The 25,951-nt window shown below is 73.7% G+C and carries 21 protein-coding genes; 7 read left to right on the top strand and 14 right to left on the bottom strand.

Annotated elements, in window-relative coordinates:
* Positions 1-47: 47 nt before the first annotated feature.
* On the top strand, positions 48-1,274 hold the full coding sequence (locus ACFC1R_RS21785; protein WP_375940976.1) for an IS701 family transposase: 1,227 nt from the start codon (positions 48-50) through the stop codon (positions 1,272-1,274).
* Between the two features lie 57 nt (positions 1,275-1,331).
* On the opposite strand, the gene ACFC1R_RS21790 is transcribed toward ACFC1R_RS21785, so the two are convergent.
* Positions 1,332-3,239: a helix-turn-helix domain-containing protein gene (locus ACFC1R_RS21790; protein WP_375940978.1), complete on the bottom strand. Its 1,908-nt coding sequence runs from the start codon at positions 3,237-3,239 to the stop codon at positions 1,332-1,334.
* Between the two features lie 294 nt (positions 3,240-3,533).
* Between ACFC1R_RS21790 and ACFC1R_RS21795 the strand changes: the two genes are divergently transcribed.
* On the top strand, positions 3,534-5,030 hold the full coding sequence (locus ACFC1R_RS21795) for an FAD-dependent monooxygenase (RefSeq protein ID WP_375940980.1): 1,497 nt from the start codon (positions 3,534-3,536) through the stop codon (positions 5,028-5,030).
* Positions 5,031-5,211: 181 nt separating this feature from the next.
* Here the strand turns inward: ACFC1R_RS21795 and ACFC1R_RS21800 are convergent, their stop codons facing one another.
* The 4 genes from ACFC1R_RS21800 to ACFC1R_RS21815 form a co-directional block, all read right to left on the bottom strand.
* Complete coding sequence (locus ACFC1R_RS21800) at positions 5,212-5,793, bottom strand: TetR/AcrR family transcriptional regulator (RefSeq protein ID WP_375940982.1); 582 nt, start codon at positions 5,791-5,793, stop codon at positions 5,212-5,214.
* A 61-nt stretch (positions 5,794-5,854) separates the two neighbouring features.
* Positions 5,855-7,516, bottom strand: coding sequence for an FAD-binding oxidoreductase (locus ACFC1R_RS21805; protein WP_375941093.1), 1,662 nt, complete (start codon positions 7,514-7,516; stop codon positions 5,855-5,857).
* A 38-nt stretch (positions 7,517-7,554) separates the two neighbouring features.
* Complete coding sequence (locus ACFC1R_RS21810; RefSeq protein ID WP_375940984.1) at positions 7,555-9,183, bottom strand: FAD-binding oxidoreductase; 1,629 nt, start codon at positions 9,181-9,183, stop codon at positions 7,555-7,557.
* Positions 9,184-9,224: 41 nt separating this feature from the next.
* The gene (locus tag ACFC1R_RS21815; protein WP_375940986.1) at positions 9,225-9,680 is read right to left on the bottom strand and encodes an SRPBCC family protein; all 456 of its coding nucleotides are present in this window, start codon (positions 9,678-9,680) and stop codon (positions 9,225-9,227) included.
* Positions 9,681-9,979: 299 nt separating this feature from the next.
* On the opposite strand from ACFC1R_RS21815, the gene ACFC1R_RS21820 reads away from it, so the two are divergent.
* From ACFC1R_RS21820 to ACFC1R_RS21830, 3 genes are all read left to right on the top strand, one after another.
* Entirely contained in the window at positions 9,980-11,371 is a 1,392-nt protein-coding gene (locus ACFC1R_RS21820) for an MFS transporter (protein ID WP_375940988.1), read from the top strand.
* 65 nt (positions 11,372-11,436) lie between these two features.
* Positions 11,437-12,195, top strand: a complete 759-nt coding sequence (locus tag ACFC1R_RS21825; protein WP_375940990.1) for an SDR family NAD(P)-dependent oxidoreductase — start codon at positions 11,437-11,439, stop codon at positions 12,193-12,195.
* Positions 12,196-12,518: 323 nt separating this feature from the next.
* Positions 12,519-12,773, top strand: a complete 255-nt coding sequence (locus ACFC1R_RS21830) for a response regulator transcription factor (RefSeq protein ID WP_375940992.1) — start codon at positions 12,519-12,521, stop codon at positions 12,771-12,773.
* A 53-nt stretch (positions 12,774-12,826) separates the two neighbouring features.
* Here the strand turns inward: ACFC1R_RS21830 and ACFC1R_RS21835 are convergent, their stop codons facing one another.
* Both ACFC1R_RS21835 and ACFC1R_RS21840 read right to left on the bottom strand, forming a co-directional pair.
* Positions 12,827-14,044, bottom strand: coding sequence for a LysR family transcriptional regulator (locus ACFC1R_RS21835; RefSeq protein ID WP_375940994.1), 1,218 nt, complete (start codon positions 14,042-14,044; stop codon positions 12,827-12,829).
* A gap of 166 nt (positions 14,045-14,210) precedes the next feature.
* Positions 14,211-14,756: a carboxymuconolactone decarboxylase family protein gene (locus ACFC1R_RS21840; RefSeq protein WP_375940996.1), complete on the bottom strand. Its 546-nt coding sequence runs from the start codon at positions 14,754-14,756 to the stop codon at positions 14,211-14,213.
* Positions 14,757-14,934: 178 nt separating this feature from the next.
* On the opposite strand from ACFC1R_RS21840, the gene ACFC1R_RS21845 reads away from it, so the two are divergent.
* Complete coding sequence (locus ACFC1R_RS21845) at positions 14,935-15,507, top strand: TetR/AcrR family transcriptional regulator (RefSeq protein WP_375940998.1); 573 nt, start codon at positions 14,935-14,937, stop codon at positions 15,505-15,507.
* A 113-nt stretch (positions 15,508-15,620) separates the two neighbouring features.
* Here ACFC1R_RS21845 and ACFC1R_RS21850 read toward each other — a convergent pair whose 3' ends face one another.
* The 7 genes from ACFC1R_RS21850 to ACFC1R_RS21880 all read right to left on the bottom strand — a co-directional run bounded on the left by ACFC1R_RS21850 (position 15,621) and on the right by ACFC1R_RS21880 (position 24,904).
* Positions 15,621-17,309 carry an AMP-binding protein gene (locus ACFC1R_RS21850; protein WP_375941000.1) on the bottom strand — a complete coding sequence of 563 codons (1,689 nt, stop codon included), beginning with the start codon at positions 17,307-17,309 and terminating at the stop codon, positions 15,621-15,623.
* Complete coding sequence (locus tag ACFC1R_RS21855; RefSeq protein WP_375941002.1) at positions 17,306-20,644, bottom strand: FAD/NAD(P)-binding protein; 3,339 nt, start codon at positions 20,642-20,644, stop codon at positions 17,306-17,308. Before ACFC1R_RS21855 ends, ACFC1R_RS21850 begins: the two co-directional genes overlap by 4 nt.
* Positions 20,641-21,156, bottom strand: a complete 516-nt coding sequence (locus ACFC1R_RS21860) for a cobalamin B12-binding domain-containing protein (RefSeq protein WP_375941004.1) — start codon at positions 21,154-21,156, stop codon at positions 20,641-20,643. Before ACFC1R_RS21860 ends, ACFC1R_RS21855 begins: the two co-directional genes overlap by 4 nt.
* Before the next feature lie 245 nt (positions 21,157-21,401).
* Complete coding sequence (locus ACFC1R_RS21865) at positions 21,402-21,827, bottom strand: cupin domain-containing protein (protein WP_052681769.1); 426 nt, start codon at positions 21,825-21,827, stop codon at positions 21,402-21,404.
* A complete protein-coding gene (locus ACFC1R_RS21870; protein ID WP_375941006.1) occupies positions 21,820-22,689 on the bottom strand; it encodes a sulfurtransferase in 870 nt (289 codons plus the stop codon). The genes ACFC1R_RS21865 and ACFC1R_RS21870 overlap by 8 nt, the downstream gene beginning before the upstream one ends.
* Before the next feature lie 156 nt (positions 22,690-22,845).
* On the bottom strand, positions 22,846-23,373 hold the full coding sequence (locus ACFC1R_RS21875; protein ID WP_375941008.1) for an HPP family protein: 528 nt from the start codon (positions 23,371-23,373) through the stop codon (positions 22,846-22,848).
* Between the two features lie 25 nt (positions 23,374-23,398).
* Positions 23,399-24,904, bottom strand: a complete 1,506-nt coding sequence (locus ACFC1R_RS21880) for a vanadium-dependent haloperoxidase (RefSeq protein WP_375941010.1) — start codon at positions 24,902-24,904, stop codon at positions 23,399-23,401.
* 306 nt (positions 24,905-25,210) lie between these two features.
* Between ACFC1R_RS21880 and ACFC1R_RS21885 the strand changes: the two genes are divergently transcribed.
* Positions 25,211-25,924, top strand: coding sequence for a BTAD domain-containing putative transcriptional regulator (locus ACFC1R_RS21885; RefSeq protein WP_375941012.1), 714 nt, complete (start codon positions 25,211-25,213; stop codon positions 25,922-25,924).
* Positions 25,925-25,951 lie beyond the last annotated feature (27 nt).

The raw sequence follows: 25,951 nt of genomic DNA on the forward strand, positions 1-25,951 counted from the left end.
GGGTGAGGAGGGCAACAACAAGGTTGTCCAGACTCGAGGGGCGTGGCGTGAGCGAGAACGTTCTCACCTGGGGGACCCACCACCGTCGGGGCCGGGGGCAGTTCTTGCCCGGGTCGGCCGGCAGCACGGTCGAGCCGGTGGCCGACGACGTGGTCAGCGAGCTGTGCGCCGTGGTCTTCGCCGAGCTGCGCCGTACCGACCAGCGTCGGAAGGCGGTGCAGTACCTGCGGGGACTGCTGCTGGCGGAGGGCCGCAAGTCGATGCGCACTGTCTCGGCCGTCTCCGGCGGTCCCGGGGCCGAGCAGAACCTCCAGCACTTCATCAGCAACTCCACCTGGGACTGGCGGCCGATGCGCGCCGCGCTGGCCCGTTACCTGGAGCAGGCCCTGCCGCCGGCCGCCCTGGTGGTGCAGCCGATGTACATACCGAAGGCCGGGAGCCACTCGGCCGGTGTGGAACGGCAGTTCGTCCCGCAGCTGAACCAGACCGTGAACGGCCAGCAGGCGCTCGGGGTCTGGTTCGCCGGTCCCGACGGCAGCGCGCCGGTGAACTGGCGGCTGCTCCTGCCCCCGTCCTGGGCACAGGACGGGGACCGGCGGCGGCGCGCGGAGATCCCGGCCGGGGTCGGGAGCGAGCGGCCGCAGGACGCGGCGGTGTCCGCGGTCCTGGACACCATGGCGGGTTGGGGCCTGGCCGTCCGGCCGGTGGTGCTCGACGTGCGGTTGCAGGAGCTCCAGCCGGTGGTGGAGCGGTTCCGGGAGGCCGCGGTGCCGCTGCTGGCCAGGACCAGCGGGACCACCCGCTTCGAGGTCGCGGACCCGGCGCTGCCCGGCCACGGCCGGCCCCTCCCGGCGCAGCGGATCGTGCAGTCCGTCCGGGCGCTGCGGCGACCGGTCGAGTGGGCCGACCCCGAGGACGGCGGCCGCACGACGAGTTCGCTGCTGGTGTCCGTACCGGTCCGGCTGCCGGGGGACCGGCGGACGCTGCGGCTGCTCGGCGAGTGGCGCTACCAGCACTGCTCGTCCGTCCAGCTCTGGCTGACCGACCGGACCGACCTGGCGCCGGAGGCGCTGCTGCGGATGTCCAAGCTGGGGCGGCAGGTGGCGGCGGCCAGCGCGGGCGAGGGCAGCCGGGTGGGCCTGCGCGACTTCGAGGGCCGGTCCTACCCCGGCTGGCACCGGCACATGACCCTGGCGTCGGCGGCGCACGCGGCGGCGGTGCTCGGGGCGCAGAGCCGCTGCGAGTTGGCGCACCTGCCCAGGCTCTCGGCCTGACCCGAGCGGGCCCGACGGGAGAGGGCCCGAAGGGAGCGTGTCCGGGCCGGACCGGGCCTACTGGTTCCCCAGTGCCCGGCGGGTGCGGTGCAGGCGGAGGGCGAGCTGGATCTCCAGCGCCTGCGCGGGCTTCTGCCAGTCGGGGCCGAGGAGTTCGGCGATCCGTTCCAGACGGCGGGAGACCGTGTTGGGGTGGACGTGCAGGGCCTCGGCCGCGTAGGTGGGGCTGCCGCCGGAATCGAAGTACGCGTCCAGGGTGCGGGTGAGCTCGGTGAACCGCTGGCGGTCGTACTCCAGCACCGGCCCCAGGACGCCGGTGACGAACCCGCCGATGTCCTGGCTGTCGGAGAGCAGCACGCCGAGGAAGCCGAGGTCCTCGGTGGCGGCGCTGCCGCCGGTGCCGCCGAGGGCGGTGAGGGCCTCCAGGCAGCGCTGCGCCTCGCGGTGCAGCCGGGTGGAGGAGGCCGGGCCGCGGCCGGGACCGGCGGCGCCCGCCGTGACCGGGTGGCCGATCAGCGGCGCCAGTTCGTCGCAGACGGCCCGTGCGGTGCCGGCGGCGTCCGTACCGGGCAGCAGCAGGACCAGGCAGCCGTCGCGCACGCTCTTCAGGCCGCCGGTGCGTCCGGCGTAGGAGGAGGCCCAGATCACCGCGCGGCCGAGTGCGCCGCCCTCGGGCCGGGCGATCACCAGGATGTGCGGCTGGTCGAGGTCGAGGCCCAGCCGCTGCGCCCGGACCTGGAGCTGGGACTCGGGCCGGGGCGGTTCGGCCAGCAGGTCGTCCAGGAGTTCGTCGCGGACCGGCCCTTCGGCGATGGCGGCGCTGTGCAGCAGGACCAGTTGCAGGGAGACCGCCTGGGCGGCGAGCCGCAGCAGCCGGACGCCGTGCTCGTCCGGCGGCGTCCTCGGCCGGAGCAGCAGCAGGGCCAGGCTCTCGCTGCCCGCGACCGCTGGGGCGACCCAGGTGCCGTCGGCCAGTGCGAACGGGTCGAGGGAGGTGTGTGCGTCGAGGTAGGTCTCGATCAGGGTCCGCCGGTCGAGGTCCAGGGGGTCGCCCGCGGTGGCGAACTCCTCGCCGCAGGAGCCGGTGACGGCCAGGCTGCCGTCCAGGACCCGGGCGGCCTCGGCCGTCAGGGTGGGAAGATCACAGCCGGTGAGCACCAGTTCGATCAGCCGCCGGTGCGCGTCGGCGGCCCGGCGTACCGTGCTGAGGCCCGACCGGGCACGGGTGGAGTCCCTTGCCAGTTCGGCGACTTCGGCCTGGACCCGGGAGATCAGCCTGGTCCGGTCGAGGGCGCCGGCCGCGAGGTCGGTGAGCGAACTCATCAGTGACACTTCGTCAGGTCGCAGGTGCCTGATGCTCCGGGCGCCCGCGTACAGGGTGCCGAAAGCCTCGTTGCCGTGACGCAGCGGGACGGCCAGCAGGGTGCGCACGCCCTCGGTGCGGATCAGCCGGTCGAGCCGCTCGGTGTGCGGGAAGCGCTCGTCCGCCAGGTAGTCGGGGGTCCAGAACGGTGCCGAGGCGGCGTGGGCGAGCGCGCCGACTCCGGCGTTCCGCTCCACCTCGAACCCGGTGAGCAGGGTGCTGGAGTGGCCGTCCGCGGCGCGGACCGACTCCGTCCCGTCCGAGGGCTCGTGGATGCTGATGAAGGAGATGTCGAGGTTGAGCAGCAGCCGGGCGCGCCGGGCCACGACTTCGAGCAGGCCGTCCTGCTCGTGCGGCCCGGCGAGGTCGCGGGCGGAGTCCACCAGTGAGGAGAGCACGGCCTCGCGCTGCTGGTGGCGGTCGAGCAGTGAGTGCACCCGCAGGGCGAGTTGGCGGGCGCGGTCGAGCCGTTCCAGGGTCTCGGGGCTCGCCCCGCTGCGCCGGGCCGAGCGGATCAGTTCGTCCAGCTCGCCGGGCGGGGCCTGGGTGGCGAGCAGCTCCAGGACCGCAAGGGCGCCGTGCTGCGCCGGACTTGAGAACACCGTCCCCTCCGGATGGCCGAGAACCTTCGCTGTGCAAGGGGACGCTATGACTCGGCAATGACCAGGTCAACACGATTCGTGGACGGTCGGAGAAGGATGGTGTGCGACCACCACAGTAACGGAGCGTCAGCATGGTGGTTCGGCCACCGTGTCACCTGCGGCCGAGGTGACGGAGTATCCGGCAGGTGACACAGCGCCCCTGCCGGCCTTGAGGGATCCGCGGACCGGAACGCACGATCGGCGCGATCGGCACCACCGCGCCGTAACCGGCCGCACCGAACTGGAGGCACCGCCTTGCCCATCGATGTCGCGATTGTGGGCGGCGGGCCGGTCGGCACGCTGCTGGCCGGCGAACTGGCGCTGCACGGGGTGCGGACGCTGGTCCTGGAGAAGCTCCCGGCGCCCACCGACGAGTCCAAGGCGGGCACCCTGCACGCGCGGACGGCGCAGACCCTGCACCGGCGCGGTCTGCTGGACGCGGTGCAGCCCGGCCCGTACCCGGCCTCCCGGCGGCCGCAGCAGCGGGTGCCGTTCCACTTCGGCGGGATCTTCGGACTCGACCTGGCCCCCGTGGTGGACGAGCAGCCCGCGCTGATCGGCAGCCCGCAGGCGTACGCCGAGCAGGTGTTCACCCGTCGTGCCCTCGGACTGGGCGCCGAGGTCCGGCGCGGGGTCGAGGTGACCGGGGTCGAGGACCACGGTGACCGGGTCGCCCTCACGCTGCGCACCGCCGACGGCGGCACCGAGCGGCTGGAGGCCGGCTGGGTGGTCGGCTGCGACGGCGCGCGCAGCGTGGTCCGCAAGTCGGCCGGGATCGACTTCCTCGGGACGCCCGCCACCATGTCCTGCCTGATGGGCGAGGTGCGGCTGGCGCACCCGGAGGACGTTCCGGCGGGCTGGCAGCGCACCGAGCGCGGCTGGACCATCTTCTGGGTCAACCCGTACGGCCACAGCCGGGTCGGCACCTACGACTTCCGCGGCCCGCACCCCGACCGGCAGGCACCGGTCACCCTGGACGAGCTGCGCGGCGAGACCGAGCGGATCGTGGGGCGGGGCGTGCCGATGGACTCGCCGAGGTGGCTCAGCCGGTTCAGCGACGCCGCGCTGCAGGCCGAGCACTACCGCAAGGGGCGGGTCCTGCTGGCCGGTGACGCGGCGCACGTCCACTTCCCGGCGGGCGGGCAGGGGCTCAACACCGGTCTCCAGGACGCGGTCAACCTCGGCTGGAAGCTGGCCGGTGTGGTGGCCGGCTGGGCGCCCGACGGCCTGCTGGACAGCTACCACTCGGAGCGGCACCCGGTGGCGGCCGAGGTCCTGTACAACGTGCGCGCCCAGGTGGCGCTGATGAACCCGGACCCGCGGACCGACGCGCTGCGCGAACTCTTCGGCGAGCTGATGCAGATGCCCGAGGTCAACGACTACCTCGCGGGCATGGTCAGCGGCACCCGTACCGTCTACGACGTGGGCCTGCCGCAGGACCCGGTCGCCGGGCGGTTCGTGCCGGACCTGGCGCTGAAGGCCGCGCACGGGAGCGTGGGGAGCCTGGCGGAACTGCTGCACGGCGGGCGGGCGGTGTTGCTCGACCTGGCGGACCGGGCCGACCTGCGGGCGGTCGCCCGGGGCTGGGCGGACCGGGTGGACGTGGTGGGCGCGCGGCTCGGCGGCGAGGCGGCGACCGACGCGGTGCTGGTCAGGGCGGACGGGTACGCGGCGTGGAGCGCGCAGGGCTCGGACGACGACGCGGACCGGCTGCGGGAGGCGCTCAGCCGCTGGTTCGGCGAACCGCGCTGAGACTCCCGCGGTGCCCCTCGGGCGGCGCGGGTAACCGTGCGGGACGGAGCGGGGACTTCGTCCGGACCGCCCCGGAGGGCAGGTCGCACCCTGCCTCCCGGGGCGGGCCGGTGCTCTTCGTCCCGCCCGGCCCCGGGCCCTTCGGGGTGACCCCGCCGCTCCCGGACGGCCGGGACCGGCCTCAGTCGAGGGCGGCGAGGGTCTGGGCGGCGGCGGCCTGGAGCCGGCCGGCGTCGGGGGCGGCGCGCGCGATCACCCGGATGCCCTGGAGCATCACCAGCAGGAAGCGGGCGAGCGTCTGCGGGTCCCGGTCCTCGGGGAGTTCGCCCTGGGCGACGGCCCGCATCAGCGCGGAGGTCAGGGTGGTCTCCAGGACACCCCAGCTGAGTTCCACCTGGTGGGCGACCTTGGGGTCGCGCGGACTCAGCTCGACGGCGGCGTTGACCACCAGGCAGCCCAGTTGCGCGGGGTCGTGCAGCGCCTCGTCGACCCAGCTGTGCACCAGGGCGCGGACGGCGGGGAGGACCGGGCCCGGCTGGGACATCGCCCGGACGAACCCGGCCTCCCTGATCTCCAGATAGCGCTTCAGTGCCGCCAGGTACAGGTCGTGCTTGCTGCCGAACGTTCCGTACAGGCTGGCGCGGGCGATTCCGAGATGCTCCACGAGCTCCGCCATCGAGGTGGCCTCGTATCCGCGCTCCCAGAACAGGTCCATCGCCTGCGTGAGTACGGTGTCGGGATCGAAATCCTTGGTCCTCGCCATGTCACGACCGTAGCAGCATTCGAGACCGTTTGTTCCACTAGAAGCGGACCGGTTGCCCGCGCTACTTGCCCGGCAGCCGGACGGACTGGCCGTGGCGGAAGAAGTCCCGCGGGTCCCAGACCGCCTTGACCTGCTGGAGGCGGGGGTAGTTGGAGCCCCAGTAGAGCGTGGACCAGGGGACCTGGGAGGTGTTGCGGCCGGGGTCGCTCAGGTCGATGTCGGGGTAGTTGACGTAGCAGCCGTCGGTGGTGTCGTTCGGCACCGGCACGCCGCCGGTCTCCGCGTAGACGTCCTCGTAGAACTCCCGCAGCCAGCCGATGTTGCGCGCGTCGTCCTCCGGGGCGCTCCAGTAGGTCTGGTAGAGCAGCTTGAAGATCGAGTCCCGGTGCACCGAGGCGGTGTCCCCGGGGGCGAGGCTGTTGACCCTGCCGCCGTACGCGCTGAGCAGCAGCATCGCGCCCGGATTGGTGAAGTCGGTGCGGGTCAGGTGCCGGTAGATCTTGCGGAGTTGGCCGTCCGGGAAGCCCTTGCGCATGTACGCGGACTTCTGGTCGCCGCGCAGCGTCGGGTCGACCAGGATGTGGTTGGTCGTGCCCAGGTAGCGGGTGGCCTGGAGCCAGGGCAGCCGCTGCGGGGTGGCGTACTCGGGCATCGGGCCGTGCTCGCCCATCGGTGCCGTCGCCGCGCCGTGCGGAACGTCCACGCCCTCGGTGATGTCGGCGAGGAAGACGTTCAGCAGCTGGCGGGAGTCGGGCCTGGTCGCGTCCATCTGGGTGAGCAGGCTGATCTCGCCGTTGGAGCGGTGGTTGAGGTTGAAGTTGGCGAACAGCCCGTCGTACGGCGTCCCGGCGGTGGCGTGGGCGGCGTGCCAGGCGGCGTAGTTGCGGACCAGGGTGGTGAAGGAGGACTCGGTCAACTGCTCCCAGGGCCAGGAGACCGCGCTGAGGTAGACCTCGGCGGGCGGCTTCGGCAGCAGGTCGCCGGGGGCGCCGGTGGCACCCGGGGTGCGGAACCAGTAGCGGGTGATCACCCCGAAGCTGCCGCCGCCGGCGCCGGTGTGGGCCCACCAGAGCTCGCGGTTGGGGTCGCCGGCCTCGCGGGTGGCGACCACCGCGCGCGCAGTGCCGTCCCGGTCCACCACCACGACCTCGACGGCGTGCAGGTGGTCGGCGGCCAGCCCGTACTTGCGGGCCAGCAGGCCCCAGCCGCCGCCGCTGACGTGGCCGCCCGCGCCGACCGAGTAGCAGACCCCGGCGGGCAGCACCACGCCGTACGCCTTGTAGAGCCGCTCGTAGACGTGCAGGTTGGTCGCCCCGGCCTCGACGGCGAAGGCGGCCCGCTGCTCGTCGTAGTACACGGCGGTCATCTCGGACATGTCGATCACGACCTGGACCTCGGCGTTGTACGCGAAGTCCTCGTAGCAGTGGCCGCCGCTGCGGATGGAGACCCGCTTGCCGGCCCGCACCGCCTGCTGCACCACGGCGACCACCCGCTCGGTGGAGTCGACCAGTTGGACGGCCTCGGGCCGGGCGCTCCAGCGCTGGTTCATCCCGGAGACCAGGTCCGGGTAGCGGGCGTCACCGGGCGCCACGGTGACCGGTCCGAACGGCGTGCCGCCCGGTGCCGCCGGCGCGGCCGGGCCGGGCGCGGCCGGGGCGGGCCCGGCCGCGCCCACCGAGGCGGCGGCCGCCGCGCCGAGCACGGCGGAGGTGCCCGCCAGCATCCGGCGCCGGGAGAGGGCGCTGCCCTCCGGCCGGGCCACTACTGGGCCGCCTTGATCGACAGGCTGTGCTGGAAGACGTTCTTGGGGTCCCACTGCGCCTTGGCGGTCTGCAGCCGCCGGTAGCCGCCCTTGAAGTACAGGTCGGACCAGGCCACCCCGGAGGTGTTGAGCTTCGGGTCCGCCAGGTCGGCGTCCGCGTAGTTGATGAAGCAGCCGTCGGTGTAGGCGTTGGCGGCGGGCACCCCGCCGCTGGCCGCGTACACGTCCTGGTAGAGGGCACGGACCCAGCCGGCGTTGGCGGCGTCCTCGGCCTCGTCGGTCCAGAAGCTCACGAAGTGCAGCTTGAGGATCGAGTCGCGCTGCGGGACCGCGGTGGCGGCGGAGTCGACCGTGTTGATCCGCCCGCCGAAGGAGGTGATCATCACCAGAGAGGCCGGGTGGGAGTAGTCGGTTCTGGTCATGTGCGTCCAGAACGCCTTCAGGTTGGCGTCGGTGAAGCCCTGGCGCATGTACGAGGACTTGGCCTTGAACCGGGTCGAGGTGTCCGTCCCGGTGAAGCCCGGCCACTGGGTGACGGCGTGCAGCCAGGAGATCCGGCGCCGGTCGTCGACGCGGAACGAGATGCCGGAGCCGTCGTTCACCGCTGCGAGGAAGTCGTCCATCAGCTTGTCCGCCCCGGCCACCGAGGAGTCGATCTGCGCGGTCAGCGCGAACGAACCGGCCGACCTGTGCTGCGGCTTGAGCTGGCTGAACAGGCTCGCGTACGGGGAGTCCGGGGCGCTGTTCTTCTCGTGCCAGCGGCCGAAGTTGCCGAGGATCCTGGTGAACGCGGCCTCGGTCATGTCGGCCCAGGGCCAGCTCACGCTCGCGACCAGCACCTCGGCGGGCGGCTTCGGCAGCTGGTCCGCCGGTGCGGTGCCGGTCGCGTTCGGCGAGCGCATCAGGTAGCGCAGCACGACCCCGAAGTTGCCGCCGCCACCGCCGGTGTGGGCCCACCAGAGCTCACGGTTGGGGTCGCCGGCCTCGCGGGTGGCGACCACCTTCTTCGCCGTACCGGTGCTGTCGACCACCACCACCTCGATGCCCCAGAGGTGGTCGACGATCAGTCCGTGCAGCCGGGACAGCGGCCCGTAGCCGCCGCCCGCGATGTGCCCGCCGGCGCCGACCCCGGGGCAGCTGCCGCCGGGCAGGGTGACGCCCCAGCTCCGGTACAGCCCGCGGTAGACCTCGCCCAGCTTGGCGCCGGCCTCGATCGCGAAGACCCGGCGGCCCGTGTCGTACGAGACCTTGTTCATGGCGGACATGTCGATGACCACGCGGACCCGGCTGTTGCTGACGAAGTCCTCGTAGCAGTGGCCGCCGCTGCGCACGGCTATGCCCCGGCCGCTGTCGACGGCCTGCTGGACCGCCGTCACCACCTGGGCGTCCGAGCTGACCACGTGCACGTAGTCGGGGGTGCCGACCCAGCGCCGGTTGGCACCCCAGACCAGGTCGGGGTACTGCCGGTCGGCGGGCCGGACGGTCACCACCGGGCTGACGCCCGAACCGTCGGCGGTCGTGTCGGCGGCCAACGCGGTGGCGACGGACGCCACGGTCGGCAGGACCGCCGCCGCTCCGGTGACCAGGGCGGTGTCTCTGATGAACAGGCGGCGGGAGTACCCGGCCATGGTGCGAACCTCCGTTGTGGGGGTGGGGATGTGACGGACGATCAAGCGAACGAGGGGGCGGCGTGCTGGTCGACCAGGCCGTCGACGATGAACCGGAGCGCGTCGGAGAAGTAGCGCTCGGTCTCGTGCCGGAAGTAGCGGGTCCGCTCGGCCTTGGTCACGCCCTCCGGCGAGAGGGTCACCCGCAGGGTGAGGGTCGGCGCGCCGTCCGGCCCCTCGCCCATCTCGTTGACGATCTCGGCGATGCAGGGGTCGTTCACCGGGCGGAAGACCACCCGGCTGTCGGGCTCGAAGGTGACCCGCTCCTGGACCTGGATCTCGTCCCGGACGGTGATCTCGCGCAGGAAGCCGTTGTCGAAGCGTTCCAGAATTCGGCAGGCGGTCACGGCCGGCACGTAGGGGCTTGGGTTCTCGGCCTTGCGCACCAGTCCCTGCCACACCTGGGTGCGGTCCAGACGGACTTCGCGGGATTCGCCGGCGCCGCGTTGCGCTGCCACCGGAAGAGTCCAACTCAGCTGAGACATATGAGAGTTCCTCTCGATCTCGGAATTGCTGAGGATGAGTCTGCTGCGTCCGGGCGGCCGGGACATCGCTCGTTCACGTGATACTCGGCGGGTGCTCGGCGGGCAGACTGGAGGCACCTCCGAGGGGCTGAAACGGGCGACTCGGAGGGCGCAGTCCGGGCTTATCTAGACCGAGCGTTCTGAGGCTGCTACGGTTTTGGCCATCGGGTCCTGCGGATTCACTGCACCGACATCGCTTCTATCTAGAACGATCAGTCTTCTAAGGAGTGGGCATGGCTGTGGAGCTGGCCGTGGAGGACCCGCCCCGGGTCGAGCGGCAACGGGCCTCGTTCGTGCTGCTCGGCGCAGTACAGATCGTCCTGATCGCCACCATCACGGTGATCACGGTGGCGCTGCCGGCCATCCAGCGTGAACTGCGGCTCACCGAGGCCGAGATGGTCTTCGCGATCTCGGCGTACAGCCTCTCCTTCGGTGGACTGCTGATGCTGGGCGGGCGGTTGGCCGACCTGTTCGGCCACCGGAGGGTGTTCGTCGCCGGAGTGCTGGTCTTCGGACTGGCCTCGGCGGCGGCGGCCGCCTCACCCTCGCTCTGGGTGCTGGTTCTGGCCAGGTTCGCTCAGGGGGTCGGCGCCGCGGGCGCCGCACCGGCCGCCATGGCACTCCTCGGCTCGGTCTTCCCCGAACCCGTGGAACGCGGGAGGGCGTTGGCGGTCTGGGGCGTACTGGCCAGCATCGGCGCGAGCTCCGGCAACATTCTCTCCGGGGTGGTGCTGACCTGGGTGTCCTGGCGCTGGATCTTCGTGGTCCCGGCCGTCCTGGCCGCCGTGGTGGTGCTGCTCGCACCCCGCGTGCTGCCGACGGGCCCCGGTGTCCGCAGGGAACGGCTGGACACCGTCGGCGCGGTGCTCATCACGGCCGGCCTGGCAGCACTGATCTTCGGTCTGGGCGAACTGCGGTTCGGCTGGATCGCGGCCGGAGCCGTGCTGATCGCGGCCTTCGTCCTCTCCCAGAAGGTCACCGCCAAGCCGCTGGTCCCGCTCCCCTTCCTCGCCTCACCCCGACGGGCGACGGCACTGGTGGCGATCGCGCTCACCGCGGCCGGCATGGCCACCTACTTCTTCCTGCTGACCCTGTTCTTCCAGCAGGTCCGGGGGTACTCGCCGATCGCCACCTCGGGGGCCTTCGTACCGCCCGCACTGTCCGTCCTGCTCGCCGCCACCCTGGCGGGGCGCGCCCTGCAGCGCTTCCGGCCCGGCCTGGTGACCGCGGCCGGTCTGGGGGTCTCGGCCCTCGGACTGCTGATCCTGGCCGGGATGGAGCAGGACACCCCGTACTTCGGGCCGCTGCTGGCCGGCCTGGTGATCTTCCCGATCGGCGCCGGATTCACCTTCTCCGGCGCCACCGTGTGGGCGGTCAGCGACGCTCCCGGACACCAGGCCGGACTGGCCGGCGGCGTGATGAACACCGCCATGGAGATCGGCCCGCCGGTCGGCCTCGCCGTCCTGGTCCCGATCGCCACCGCACACGCGGCCTCCCTCACCGGGCTCACCCCCGGTGCGGCCGCCGCCGGGGGCTACGGCTTCGCCTTCGCCGTCGCCGCCGCAGCGCTCGCCGCCGTCGCAGTCCTCGCGCTGCTCCAGCGGGGCAGGGCCAAGCAGCCCTAACGGCACGCGACATGACCCAGCAGTACCGAAACCTGACACCTCACCTCATCATCAAGGAGATTCCCATGACCCGCTTCGCCGGCAAGATCGCGCTCGTCACCGGTGCCGCCGGTGTGCTCGGCCGGACCACCGCCCTCGCCTTCGCCAGGGAGGGTGCCACCGTCCTGGTCGCCGACCGCAACGAGGACGGCGTGGCCGAGACCGTCAAGCTGATCGAGGCCGAGGGCGGAGAGGCCAGCGGCGTCCTGGTGGACGTCTCGGACTCCGCCTCGGTCGCCAACATGGTCCAGACCGCGGTGTCCCGCTACGGCGGCCTGCACATCGCCTTCAACAACGCCGGTGTCCTCGGCGGCGGCACCCCCGTCGGCGAGCACGAGGAGGACGAGTGGAACCGGGTCCTCTCGATCAACCTGACCGGCGTCTTCCTCGCCCTGAAGCACGAGATCGCCCACATGGGCGTCAACGGCGGCGGCGTGATCGTCAACACCGCCTCCAATCTGGGTGCGCACTGGCGCCTGGCGGGCATGAGCGCGTACGCCACCTCCAAGGCCGGCGTCAGCTTCCTGACCCGTACGGCGGCGCGTGAGGCGATCTCGCAGGGCGTCCGGATCAACTCGATCAGCCCCGGCCCGATCGACACCCCGATGTCCTACCTCCCGGGCGAGACCCGCGAGGAGCGCGACGCCCGTCTCGCCCCGACCAACCCGCTCGGCCGGGTCGCCCAGCCGGAGGAGATCGCCGCGGCCGTCCTGTGGCTGGCCTCGGAGGACTCCAGCTTCGTGGTCGGCCACGACCACGTCATCGACGGCGGCGCCACCGCCTGACCCCCGCCGTACCGGAGGGCGGAGCGGCCGCAGCACGCGGCCGCTCCGCCCGGTGCGTTCGGGGCGTGTGTTCCGGCGTGTCCGGGGGCGGGTTCCGACCGGTGCGTTCCGGCCGGCCGGGTCGGCCGGTGTACCGGCCGACTGCGCAGACCTGACACACGACCTGACGTTTTCACCCGCAACTGACGTTCTGTCCGTCACCTGTCGCTGTCGCCAAAGCCGCCTTGCCGGTGCTTTCCGCGCTGCGGCAGCATCGAATTCAGCGGAGCACGGATCCGCCGGCCCGGAGCCGAAGTGACGACAGATCAGAAAGGCGGGGTACTGTGCGTACGATCGAGATGGGACGGCGGGCCCGTCCCGGCCGGATCAGCGCCGGATGGCACGCCCTCACCCCGGCCGAACTGCGCGTTGCCCGCCTGGTGGCCCTGGGCATGACCAACCGCGCGGTGGCCGAGGAACTCTTTCTCTCGCCCCACACCGTGGACACCCATCTCCGGCACGCGTTCGCGAAGTTGAATGTCTCCAGCCGGGTCCAGCTCACCCGTCAGGTACTGGTCCACGACACCCTTGGCGTGTAGCGGGGGATCCGGGCGGTTCCCGGCGGTTCCCGGCGGTGCCGGGCGGTGGAGCGTCAGGCGGGGCCGCCGGGCAGGCGGATCGCCTCGGTGCCCAGAGCCTGGCGGACGGTCTCGGCCAGGCCCCGGAGGTGCGGCTCCGGCAGGGCGGGCGTACGGGCCGAGAGCAGGGATATCTGCCAGCGCATCCGCGGCACACCGGGGAGCGGGAGCAGACTGCGGCCGTGGCGGGCGGTGGTGAGCCCGCACGGGAGCATCGCGCAGCCGAGGCCGGACTGTGCGGAGGCCAGCACGCCTTCCACCGAGCCGAGTTCGAGACTGTCCGGGGGCTCGCCCGAGCGCAGCCGGAGGAACTCCGGGAGCCAGCGCTGGGAGGGGCAGTCGGGGTCGGTGAGCAGGACCTGGGGGGCGGCGGCGGAGCCGGTGCGGCCGACGGGCCTGCGGTGTCCCGGCAGGGCGGCGACGGGCGCGAAGTCCAGTGCCCGGACCGGGGTTTCGACCAGATCCTCGGCGGCGCGGCGGTCGGTGTGGCCGGCCCGGGCCGCCCGTTCGGCGAGCACGGCGGTGCGGTGGCCCGCACCGGTCCGTCTCCACTCGGCCGGGGGTTCGTGCCCTCTTGCGGAGACCGGGCCGGTGACCGCCTGCGGAACCGGCCCCGTGGGGGCCGGGTCGGCCGCGGGGGTGGCAGCCGGAGCGGAAGCCGGGGAGGGAACCGGGGTGGCGGCCGGAGCGGCCGGCGGACCGGCGACGGCCTGGGCGGCAGCGCCGGCGAGGGCGGTGGTGGCGGCGGAGGTCCTGGCCGGCTCCCGGCCGGCCGCGGGGCCGGTGAGCGCGACCGCACAGTCGAGCTCGCCGTTCCGCAGGGCGGCCTGGAGCTCGGTGGTCCCCAGGACCCGCAGGGCCAGGTGGGCGCCGGGGAGCTGGGCGCGGCCGAAGTGGGCGATCCTGGCGAGCTGTTCGCCGTACGCCAGGGTCGGGACGACGCCGACGGTGAGCCGCGGCACGGTGGTGGCCGGGCCGCGCAGCGCCTCCTCCAGCTCGCCCACCAGGATGAGCAGCTGGTCGGCGTAGCCGCGCAGGGTCAGTCCGGCGGGAGTGAGCTGGACGCCGCTTGGGAGCCGCTGGAAGAGTTGTTCGCCGACCTCGCGCTCCAGTGCGCGCATCTGGGCGGTCACACTCGACTGGGAGTAGCCGAGCCGCTGGGCGGCCCTGGTGAACGACCCGGTGCGGATGACCTCGCAGAAGGTGCGGAGGGTTCTGACGTCGATATCCACTGCTGCTCCCCCGTGCCGCCACGCTGGTGGCGGGGCCCTCGTAGACAGACGCCGGGGCCCGTCCTCGAACTCCCGCCGTCCGCCCGGTGGGCGGGAGTTCGAGGACGGGCCCCAGGGGCGCCCGGCTCGTCTCCGTGCCGGGCGCCGTTGCTCGTCGCGCTGGACTCTACTCGGCCAGGTGGGCGTCGACCAGCGGGAAGTCGAGCTCCGGCTCGGCGACGTGGTTGAAGAAGTTGGACAGCACGTTGAGCGCGACGTGCCCCACGATCTCGGCGATCTCGGCGTCCGTCACACCTGCCGCGCGGGCCTCGGCGAGAGCGGAGTCGCTGACCCGGCCGCGCTCGGTCATCACCGCGTCGGTGAGCTTGAGCACCTGGTCCATGTGCGGGTCGGTGTCCTGGCCCTTGCGGGTGGCGAGCAGCTGCTCCTCGCTCAGGCCGACCTTGCCGCCGCGCAGGGTGTGCGCCGAGACGCAGTAGGTGCAGCTGTTCTTCTGGGCGATGAACAGGGCGAGCTGCTCGCGCTGCTTGGTGCTGAAGCTGCCGCCGACCAGGGCCTCCCGCATGGCCAGGTAACCGCGCAGGGCGGCCGGCCCGTTGGCCATCGCCGCGTACAGGTTGGGCAGCTTGCCGAGCTGCTTGAGGGTGCCCTCCAGAAGCTCGCGCTGCTCCTCGGTGGCGGTCTCGACGGTCAGTTGGGGCAGACGGGACATGGCGAGTCTCCTCGGATCAGCATCATATGGAACCGATCGGTACCGAAAAAGACGGTACCGATCGGTTCCGTCTCGGTCAACGCGGGCTCTCGTCAATGTCAGGTCGCGCGGCGGAGGTCGATCCGGCGTCGGGTGGTGGACCGTGCCGCGATTCAGAATCGAGTGGTACCGTTTTCGAATGCCGAGCCAAGCCAGGGAACGACTCCTCGTCGCCGCCGAGCGGCTGTTCTACGAGGAGGGCGTCCGCGCGGTCGGGATCGAGCGGATCCTCTCGGACTCCGGCGTGGGCCGGGCCTCCTTCTACCGCCACTTCCCCAGCAAGGACGAGCTGGTGGTGGAGGTGCTGCGGCGCCGCGACGCCAACTGGCGGGCCTGGCTGGCCGAGACGGTTGCGGCCAGCTCGCTCGGCCCGGCGGACCTCCCGCTCGCCCTCTTCGACGGCCTGGCCGAACGGTTCGCCGCCGCCGACTTCCGGGGCTGCGCCTTCATCAACACGATGGTCGAGGAGGCCGACCACGAGAGTGCGGCGCACCGGGTCGCCCACGAGCACAAGGAGAAGGTGATCGAGTTCCTCGACCGGCTCCTCGCCGCCGGGGGCTACCGGGACCACCTCGCGCTGGCCCGCCAACTCGCCCTGCTCGGCGACGGCGCGATCATCACCGCCCTGCGCGAGGCCACCCCGGAGGCCGCCACCCGCGCCCGCACGGTCGCGGCGGCCCTGCTCGGCACGGCCCCCCGGGCCGACGGCTGACCCTTCGGCACCCGCTCGGCCGTGCACCACTCCGGGGCGCGGGGAACTGCGCGGGCAACCCCCTGTGGGGGGATGCTCCGGCACTCGAACTGCCGTGCACCGCCCCCGGAGGTTCACCCCTGTTCCCGGAGGGCTGCGGCCAGTTCGGTCCGGCGGACCTTGCCCGAGCGGGTTCTCGGGAGGCCGGCCGAGAAGTCCAGCCCCCGGGGGACGAAGATCGGCGCCAGCTGCGCGGCCGCCCGCTCCAGCAGCGCACGCCGCAGCGCCGCCGCTCCCGCCCCCGTCGGCAGCCCCGAACGCAGTACCACCACCGCGTGCGGCACCAACCCCCCGAGCGGGTCGGCCCTGGGCACCACGGCCGCGTCGGCCACCGCCGGGTGTCCGCGCAGTACCGCTTCGATCTCCACCGGCGAGATCCGGTGTCCGAAGGACTTGAAGACCTCGTCCGTCCGGCCGAGCAGCCGGATCGAACCGTCGGGGCAGCGCTCGCCGCTGTCACCGGTGCGGTAGAGGCCGTCGGCGAAGGCGGCCGCCGTCCGCTCCGGAGCGTCGGCGTAACCGGCCATCAGGCCGGCCGGCCGGTCGGTGAGGTCGATGCAGACCTCGCCCGCCTCCCCGGGCGCGCCGGTCACCGGGTCGCGCAGCACGATCCGGTAGCCGGGCAGCGGGTGCCCGAGCGGTGAGAGCGGTTCGGGTTCGTCGGGGGTGCGGCCGATCAGCGCGGTGGCCTCGGTCTGCCCGTAGCCGTCCCGGACCCGGACGCCCCAGGCGGCGGCCACCTGCTCGATCACCTCGGCCGTGAGCGGTTCCCCGGCGGCCGTCGCCTCGCGCAACTTCGGCCGTCCGGAGGCCAGATGGGGCAGCAGGGCGCGCCAGGCGCTGGGCGGTGCGCAGAAGCTGTCGGCCTGGTGCGCGGTGAGCACCCGGGGCAGCAGGTGGGCGGGCAGCCCGCCGTCGGGCGGTGCGAGCACCGTGGCCCCGGCCGTCCAGGGCACGAAGAAGCTGCTCCAGGAGTGCTTGGCCCAGCCGGGCGCGGACAGGTTGAGGTGCCGGTCGCCGGGCCGCAGGCCGTTCCAGTAGAGGCTGGAGAGGTGGCCGACGGGGTAGCTGGCGTGGGTGTGCTCGACCAGCTTGGGCAGCGAGGTGGTGCCCGAGGTGAAGTAGCAGAACGCCGGGTCGGCCGAGCGGGTCGGGCCGGTGGGCAGGTAGGGGCGCCGCACGCGGGTGTCGGGGTAGCGGAGCCAGCCGGGCCGCTCCGCGCCGAGCGTGATCCGGCACCCCGGCACGGGCAGGTCGTCGACCAGCGCGGCGAGTTCGCCCGTGCACAGGACATGGGCGATCCGGCCGCGGCCGATCCGGTCGGTGGCCTCCTCGCGGGTCACGTCCTGGTACGTCGGCACCACCACCGCGCCGATCTTCAGACAGCCGAGCAGGGCCTCCCAGAGCTCGACCCGGGTGCCGAGCAGCAGCAGGACCCGATCGCCCCGGCGGACGCCCAGCCCGGTCAGTTCGGTGGCCAGGGTGTCGGAGCGGGCGGAGAGTTCGGCGAACGAGACCCGTTCGCGGGCGGTGACCCGGCCGTCGGGTCCGGGGGAGCCGAGCACTTCGAGCGCGGTGCCGTCGTTCCCGGCGGCGACCACGTCGAACCACTCCAGTGCCCAGTTGAACTCATCGGCCCGCGGCCACCGGAACTCCGCGTACGCCGACTCCCGGTCGCCGCGCAGCCGCAGCAGCAGGTCGCGGGCGGCCCGGAACTCCCGGTGCGCGGCCGTCCTGCGATGGCGCCAGTAGTCGCCGCTCATCGCGTACCCGCCCGGTCCGCCAGAAGAGCCGGCTCCAGCATCGTCCCGTCCAGCAGCGCGGCGGCGATGGCGTCGGCGTCCCGGGTGAAGGCGCCCCACGACCCCGGCCGTCCGCTGCCCACCTGGGTGAACCACCGGGTGTGCTCGCTGAGGATCCCGATCACGTGCATGCTGCGTTCCACCGTCCCGTCGGCCCGGATCGGGTGGAACGGCGAGTCGGTGGAGGCCAGCCCGCCGGTGTCGTAGGCGTGCCCCTCCCAGGAGTTGACGAAGGTGCGGATGGTGCCGTCCGCGAGCAGGCCGCGGATCAGCGGGTTGCGGTCGGAGCGCAGGTCGGTGCCGGGCACCCGGGCGTCCACCAGGGCGTCCAGGCCGACCCGGGAGCTGTCCACCTGGAGGGACTCCACGGTGAACCGTCCGGCCGTGCCGTCGCTGCGGAACACCGCCTGCGGGCCCACGGGTTCGAGGATCCCGGCGTCGAGCAGGGCGAGGAACTGCTCCGAGCGCACGGCGGGCGGTCCGGTGGAGATCAGCGCGGCCAGCGGGTTGAACTCGGTCAGGAAGCGGCGCTGGGACTCGGGGGTGAGCCCGCCGAAGTCGACCACCGACCTGATCGTCTGCCGGACGTCCCGCAGCACGTCGCAGGCGGCCTTCAGCGGCCCGTCCGCGTTGCCCAGCCGGGCGTCGGCCAGGTCGGCCCGCAGCCAGTCGGTCAGCGCGGTGCGGAACTCCGCCGCGGTGCAGAACCGCTGGCCCCGGAACGGGCGGGCCAGTGTGTCGAAGTCGGCCAGCACCGTCGGGTCCACCCCGTACCCGGCGGCCAGCCGGGAGAGTGGCTCCAGCAGGGGCGTGTCGACATCGGCGAGCGCGGCCGCGGCCCGCTCGGTGAACTCGGCTGCTGCTGTAGCCCCGGCTGCCGTGGCCCCGGCTGCCAAGTTCCCGATCGCCGTGTCCCCGGCCGCGGTTCGGATCCGGGTGGCCAGCAGGACCAGGTTCACCTCGGCCATCAGCCAGGGCAGTACCGCGGCGTGGAAGTCCACCCCGTTCCTGGCCCGGACCGCGCCCATCCGCTCGGGGGTGAACAGCCGGGCCCGGTAGCGGTGCAGCGGCGGCTTCTGGTTGACGCCCCGGGCCAGCAGCGGAACCCCGCTGCGGGAGGCCGGGAAGACCCGGGGTTCGCGCCCGCTGGGCAGGTAGCGCAGGCCGCCGGAGCCGTCCGGCGCGAACCGGCCGCCGCGCCCCTGGGTCAGCTCGACCAGGATGTCGTAGAAGGTCAGGCCCATGCCCAGGATGCCGACGCAGGCGCCCGGCGGAATGTCCTTCAGCGGCATCTCGCCGGCGGAGTCGCCGTTGATGTAGCGGACGGTGGCGCTGCCGGCGGCGAAGGCGGCACGGTCGCGCTGCGGGCCGTCCAGATCGTTGGAGGGGTGGCCGGTGGCGAGCACCACCCGGTCCACGGTCAGCACGTCCCCGCGGTCCAGGCGCAGCCGGTGGGCCCTGGTGCCGCCGTCCCCGTCGGGGATCCGGTCGGCGCTGAGAACCCGGGCGGGGACCCGCTGCACGGTCAGTCCGACGGGCAGGGCGGCCACGACGCGGTCGAAGACGTGGCTCAGGTAGCGGCCGTAGACCACCCGGGGCGCGTAGCCGTCGGGGTCGGCGTTCTCGGGGTCGGTCGCGGCCCACCACTCGGCGAGGGTCGGTCCGGCGCCGGGCCGGGCGGGCCCGTCGTCGCCGGGGCCGGAGAACATGGTGACCTCGCGGGCCGGGGTGTTCATCAGGAAGTGCGGGGACTGCGACTGCCGCCAGATCCGTCCCGCACCCGCCTGGTAGGGGTCGATGGCGTGGATCTCCACCGGGCGGGCGAGCGGCTGCTCCAGGCAGCGGGCGGCGAGCCGCTCCAGGACCGACAGGCCGCGCGGGCCGACGCCGATCAGGGCGACCCGCAGCGGGGCGGGCCGGTGTCCGTGCCCGGCGTCGCTCCCGGCGCCGGCGGCGGGCTGTGGCGGTGCCCCCGGCTCCGGCCGTGCTCCCGGTTCCTGGCGGCCGTCCGGCTCCCGCCGGGCCGCCGTGTCGTGCTGCTCGGCGACCCGGCGGAGCATCAGCGAGAGCCGGTCGGAAGTGACCGGGGTGGTCCGGCGTCCGGCGGAGAGCAGCGGCATCGCGCCGAGGTCGGCCCAGCGGAGCCGGCCGTCCTCGGCGATCACGCCCCGCGCGGCGCCCCGGTTGTCGGGGTGCAGGCAGTACGGGACGTCCAGCAGGCCGCGCCCGAAGGCCCGGAGCAGGGCGGTGCCGACGTTGTCGGAGAGCGAGAGCACGGCGGTGACCAGGGCCCGGGCCTCGGCCAGCACCTCGCCGCCGTCGGCCACCGGGCCGGCCGGCTCCAGCCGGGTGCGGCGGGCCTGTTCGGCGGCGTTGCGCAGCGCCGTCAGGTTCTCCTCGACGGTCGGGATGCGGTGCGCCTCGGTCTCGGTCTTGACGATCAGCCGCTCGGCGCCGCCCCGGACGGCGAGTTCGGCGCTGCGGGCCAGCAGCAGGCGGGCCCCGGGCGCGGTTCTGGGGAAGACGCCCATGTAGGTGTAGAGCACCAGATGGCGGTCCACATCGGGCGGCAGCAGTTCGTCGGCGAGCCGGCGCAGGGCGGTGAGCGCCTCGGCGTCCTGCCCGGCGTGGGTCTGCTGGGCGTAGCTGAGCGAGACGCTGGTGATGCCGTTCTGGACGAAGAACAGGCCCTCCAGGACGGACACCGCGACCAGCAGCGAGGGCGGGCAGAGCTGTCCGAGCAGACAGCCGCCGAAGGACTCCAGGTGGGCGCGGGCCCCGGCGGCCCGGCTCTCCTCGGCGAGCAGCCGGGTGCCGTCCCGCCAGGCGGCGACCGACTCGGCGAGCGGGGTGCGCCCGTACGGCAGGCAGTACGAGACCGGGCCGCCCTCGCTGGTGTACAGCCCGGCGGCGGTCATGGTGCGGAAGATGGCGATCGGGTCGGCGGAGCCGTGCCGGACCTGTACGGGCGTGCCGGGGCCCGCCGCAGCGGCCACCCGGGCGCCGGCCCGGGGGCCGTGGGCGACCAGCGGGAAGCCGTTCAGCGGTCGGCCCGCGCGCACGGCCGCGGTGGCGGCGGCGTGGTCGCCGACCCGGGTGTAGCTGTCCAACGTGACGGTGGCGACGGTGCGTTCGGGCAGCCGGGCGACGGCGGCGACCCCGGCGGCCATCTCCTCCGGTCGGGCCATGCCCATCCGGGGCTGCACCACCAGTTCACCCGCCTCGGCGGCGGCCCGGACGTAGCCGCCCAGGTCGGGCGGGATCGGGCGGCTCCGGGTGGGGAGCGAGCGGGTCATGCCGCGACCCGTTCGGCACGGGCCGGGCCGGCCGGGGCGGGGGCGGCGAGCGGGACGAGCTCCGCCAGCCGCTCCAGCAGCACCTCGGGCCCGGTGCCGTCGGGGTGGACGGCGTCGAAACCCGCCTCCAGCAGGTCGGCGCTGCGCTGCGCGGCGCCCTCCGGCGAGATGCCGAGCAGACCGCCGGCGATCATCGGGATGTCCCGGGTGTCGGACTCCGCGCGCAGCGCCCGGACGGCGCGCAGCCCGTCCAGGTGCCCGTGCCCGTTCACCGAGCTGAACACCACCAGGTCCGGCATGGTCAACCTGGCGGTGTCCACGAGGAGTTCCTCGGGCACGCAGGGGCCGAGGTTGAGCACCGAGTGGCCGTGCTCCTCCAGGAAGAGCTGCAGGTGCACCAGGTTCCAGGTGTGGGCGTCGGAGGATCCGGTGGTGAGCAGGACCCGGCGGCCGCCGGCCGGGGCGGCCTGCGGTGCGGGACGCAGCAGTTGCGGTGCGGCCGACTGGGCCATGACTACTCCTCGAAACGGGCTGGTCAGGTGTCTTCCGGGGGCACGGGGCGGACGGGTTTCCCGGGGGCGCGGGGAGTCGTGCGGTCGGGGGTCCGTGCGATCGGCACGCTGCGAAGGTGCGTGGCCGCTCGCGCGGTCCCCGCGCCCCCGGGGGTACGGGGCGGGTCGGGACCTGCACGTCCGCGCAGGTCCCTGGCCCTGGCGAGCACGTCGGCGCGGCTGTGCGGCAGCCGTCCGCGTGCGGGTCACGCGGCGGGGAGCGCCGCGCCCACGCCGGTGGTGATCTCGCCCGGTTCCGGCTGCCGGTTGGCGGCCGGGCGGGCGCGGACGGCGAGCACCGTGCAGCCCTCGGCACTAGACATCTGGTGCCGGGTGCCCGGCTCCTCGATGACCAGGTCGCCGCGGTGGAAGCGCCGGCCGTCGCTGTGGTCGAGGACCCCGTCGAGCACCAGCATCAGCTCGTGCCCGAGGTGCTCGTGGAAGTCCCCGTGCGCGCCGGGCGGGAAGCGCAGCAGCAGCGCGGCGGAGTCCTCGCCGCTGCCCTCGTCGGGACCCCACAGCACCACGAACTCCACGCCCGCGCGGCCCGGTTCGGTCCACGGCACCCAGGGCAGTCCGTCCTGTTCGAAGCCGTTGCGCAGCACGTCGCGCAGGATGGTCACGTCAGGCATCGAGCGCCACCTTGCCGGTCCGTACCGTCCCCCAGGGCAGCGGGCCGAGCACCACGGGGGCGCCGACCATCGAGCCGAACTCCCGCCAGGCTCCGTCGTAGTTGCGGACGTCCGCGAGCCCGAGCAGCTCGTGCAGGACGAACCAGCTGTGCGCCGAGCGCCAGCCGATCCGGCAGTAGACGACCGTCGGCGCCTTCGGGTCGAGCTGGCCGTACACGGCGTTCAGCTCCTCGTCGGTGCGGAAGGTGCCGTCCGGGCGGACGGCGAGGTTCCACGGGATGTGCTGGGCGGACAGCGCGTGGCCGGGCCGGACCCCGAGGTCCTCGGGGACGCCGGGCGGCGAGGTGCTCTCGCCGAGGTACTCCTCCAGCGATCGGGCGTCGACCAGGTTGGTGCCGCCGATGCCGGCGATCACACGGTCGCGCCGGGCCCGGATGGACTCGTCCGGCTGCCGGACGGGGTAGTCGGTGGCGGGCCTGACCGGGACCTCGAAGGTGAGCTCGCCGCCCTGCGCCTCCCACCGGCCCCGGCCGCCGTCGAGCACCCGCAGTTCGCGGTGCCCGTACAGCCGGAACTGCCAGTACCCGGCGGTGGCCCACCAGTTGCAGTTGCCGCTGTAGAAGACGAGGGTGTCGTCCTCGGCGATGCCGTGCCGGCCGAGCAGGGCGGCGAAGTCCTCGGGGGTGAGCAGGTCGCGCCGGACCGGGTCCTGCAGGTCCCTGCTCCAGTCGAGGCTGACCGCCCCGGGTATCCGCCCGGCGGGGTTCTCGCCGCCGTCGGTGATCTCGATCAGGACCACACCCCGGTCGGCGGCGTGCGCCCGGACCCAGTCGGTGCTGACCAGGTACTTGTCACGGTCCATGGGTACTCCGATTCCTGTGCGGTGGTTCCTGCGCGGTGGTTCCGGTGCGACGGGTCCGACGCGGCGGTTGCCGTGCGGCGGTCCTGGTGCGCCGGTTCCTCGCGCTGATGGGGGATGCACGCGGTGGGCGGGGCGACGGGCGGCCGGAGGCCGCGGTCACCACCAGTACGCCGGGTACTTGCCGATCGCGCCGGCCCGCGAGGCCAGCAGCCCGAGCAGGACCAGCAGCACGCTGCCGACGGCCAGCAGCACCAGGAAACGGACCGGGGCCGGGTGCTGGAGGACCACCAGTGCGGCGGTGGCCGCCGCCGGGGCGTGGACGGCCCGCAGCAGTGCCATCAGCCCGACCGACAGTCCGGCGGCGACGGCCGCGGACCAGAGCGAGTGCCCGGCCAGCGCGCCGGCCAGCAGGCCGAGCGCGGCCGAGCCGAGCTGCCCGAGCAGGACCGAGCGCGGCTGGGCCGGGGGCAGCGCCGGGCTGGCGCAGACGATCATCGCGGTGGCGGCCAGCGGCGCGACCAGCAGGACCTGGCCGGCGGCCTTCCCGAGGGCGACCAGGACCAGCAGTGCGACGGTGGTGGTGACGGTCCCGAGGACGAGGGCCCGAGCCCCGGGGATCGGCGGCGCGGCCGGCTTGGCGGCGGTGCCCGGGGCGGTGGGACGGGTGGTGGTCGAGTTGCTCATGAAGTCAACTCCTCTCCGTGGAAGGTCAGTTGGAGTAGCCGCGGAAGTAGCGCTCGGCCTTGCAGTGCACCACGCGGCCGATCTGGTGGCCCATTGCGAGGCCGGGCTCGTTGTCGAAGCTCCAGTGCATGCCGCCGTAGAGGCGGGAGATGCCGGCCTGGGCGGCGGCCGCGGTGAAGGTCGGCCAGGTCAGGGTGATGTCGGTGGCGGGGGTGAGTCCCGGCTCGATGGTCGAGGTGCCCGCCTTGAACAGGTACGAGTCGCCGAAGTCGTCCGAGCCGGTGAAGCGGCGCAGGAACTCGGCCGCGGCGCCGGAGAAGGTGCTGTGCCCGGAGACGGTGGCCGGGAAGGCCGGAACCGGCACGTACGCGCGCCAGTTGACGCCGTCCATGGTCACGGTGCCCTTGCCGGGGCCGCCCCAGGCGCTGATCTGCTGCCCGCGCAGCTCGTACGGGATCAGGGTGCTCGGGCGGGCGAAGTCGTACCGGCGCTTGACCGCCCAGGAGCCGATGGCGGCGTCGGTCTCGGCCATGTTGAGGCCGAAGAACAGCTTGGCGTCCTCATCCACGGTGTAGCCGTCGCGGGCGGAGACGAACCGGCCCCAGGCCTGCTGCGCGCCGGGCGGGGTGACGTCCGCGTCCAGCCAGAACTCGGCGATGGCCTTGTGCTCGTCGGTCAGGCCGGCGCTGATGCCGACGAGTTCGGCGACCGCGTCGGCCAGCCGGGAGGACGGGTGGGCGGGCGGCGCGGGCACCGTGAACTGGTCCGGGCGCTCCAGCGCGAACGGCACCGTGGTGGCGAACTGCGGCGTCACGAAGTGCTGGGTGGCGCCCTTGACGATCAGCGGGGTCCAGTGCGCGGGGGAGGTGATCAGGCCCGGGTCGAACGCGGTGACGTCCTGCGGCTGGTTGAGCGGCTGGTAGCCGGTGGTGTCGGCGTACGCGTTCAGCTGGTTGGCGCCGTCCTGGTGGCGGAAGTCCAGTACCGCCTGCGCGGTGCGGCGGCCGATCTCGGCCGGGCTGGTGGACGGACCGCCGGTGCGCGCCGGGTCGTAGCCGAGGCTGCGCAGCATGGAGTCGGCGGCGGGGGTCTGGTCGGGGTAGAGGTCGCACAGCGCCCGGTGGGCGGCGTAGCTGATCGCCTCGTTCTTGTTGGCCGGGGTCCGCTCGGAGCGGGGGCGGCGCAGGTCCCCGCCGAAGCGGGTGCCGACGGCGACGCGGTCGTAGCAGGCCCAGGCGTCGTAGATGCAGTTGTGCACCACGGCCAGCGAGCGGGCGTTGATGGTGGCCGGGCCGAACACGGCGCCGGTCGCGTGGTACTTGGCGAGGATCGCGTCCATGGTGGCCTGGTTCCAGCGGACGACCACGCTCGGGTCGGCGTCGGCCGTACCGGCGGCGCGGCGGCCGGTACGGGTCTCGGCGGCCCAGGCGGACGGGGTGCCGGCCAGCGCGAGCGCACCGGCTGCGCCGAAGGCGGCGGCGATCGCGGTGCGGCGGGACAGCGGGCGGGCGGGTACGGAGGGCGGGGTCATGGGGTCCTTCTCACGACGCTGGGGCTCGGGAGCGGCGGCCAGGGACGTGGCCGGCATCCGGGACCGTAGGTTGCGGCGCGTGTCAGGAGCGTTGCGCGGGTATTGCACGGCGCCGCCCCGGTCTTGTCTCCGTCCCGTCAAACAATCAGGCCGGACGGTATTTTTGCTGGTCAGCCGGAAGGGCCGGGGGCAAGGAGCGATCGGTTTCTTCCATGGCGGGCATCAGAGGACTCGATGGGTCCCGCCGCCGCCCTGCCGCCCTCACTAGCGTGTGCATCCGGTGAAGGAACAGGGGGAGGTCCTGCCATGGCCAGAGTGCTGCCGGTCGTCGCACCGCCGCCCGCACCGCCGCCGCCGGCGGTCGGCCTCGAACTGCTCGGCGGCTTCGCCCTGCACCTGGACGGGCGCGAGGTCCAGCCCACCATCGCGGCCCGCCGCCTGCTCGCCCTGCTCGCCGTCGAACCGGGCGGGCTCACCCGTGCCAGGGCCGCCGCCGTGCTGTGGCCCGCCCTCGACCAGGCCAGGGCCGGGGCCGCGCTGCGCACCGCCCTGCACCGGCTCCCCGGCGACCGCTCCCACCTGCTCCAGGGCACCCCCGAACGCCTCCGGCTCGCCCCGCACGTCAGCGTCGACCTGGCCGGCCGGCGGGCGGTCGCCGCCCGCGTCCTCAACCTCGCCCTGCCGATGCCCGCCGAGGACCTCGGCCGGGCCGCCGCCTGCGACTTCGGGGCCGACCTGCTCCCCGACTGGGAGGAGCACTGGCTCGCCCCCCACCAGGAGCGCTGGCGCCAACAGCGCCTGCACACCCTGGAAACCCTCTCCGCCCGCCTCGCCGAGGCCGGCTGGGCGGGCGCCGCCGTGGACGCCGCCCTGGTCGCCGTGCACGCCGACAGCCTGCGCGAGAGCGCCCACGAAACCCTCGTCGCCGCCTACCTCGCGGCCGGCAACCAGATCGCCGCCCGCGCCTACCGGGCCTCCTACCGCGAACTCCTGCGCCGCGAACTCGACGCCCGCAACTGAGCCGTGGGCGCGCGGAGCGGCCCGTCG

Source organism: Kitasatospora sp. NPDC056138 (assembly GCF_042264695.1).
Classification (GTDB): domain Bacteria; phylum Actinomycetota; class Actinomycetes; order Streptomycetales; family Streptomycetaceae; genus Kitasatospora.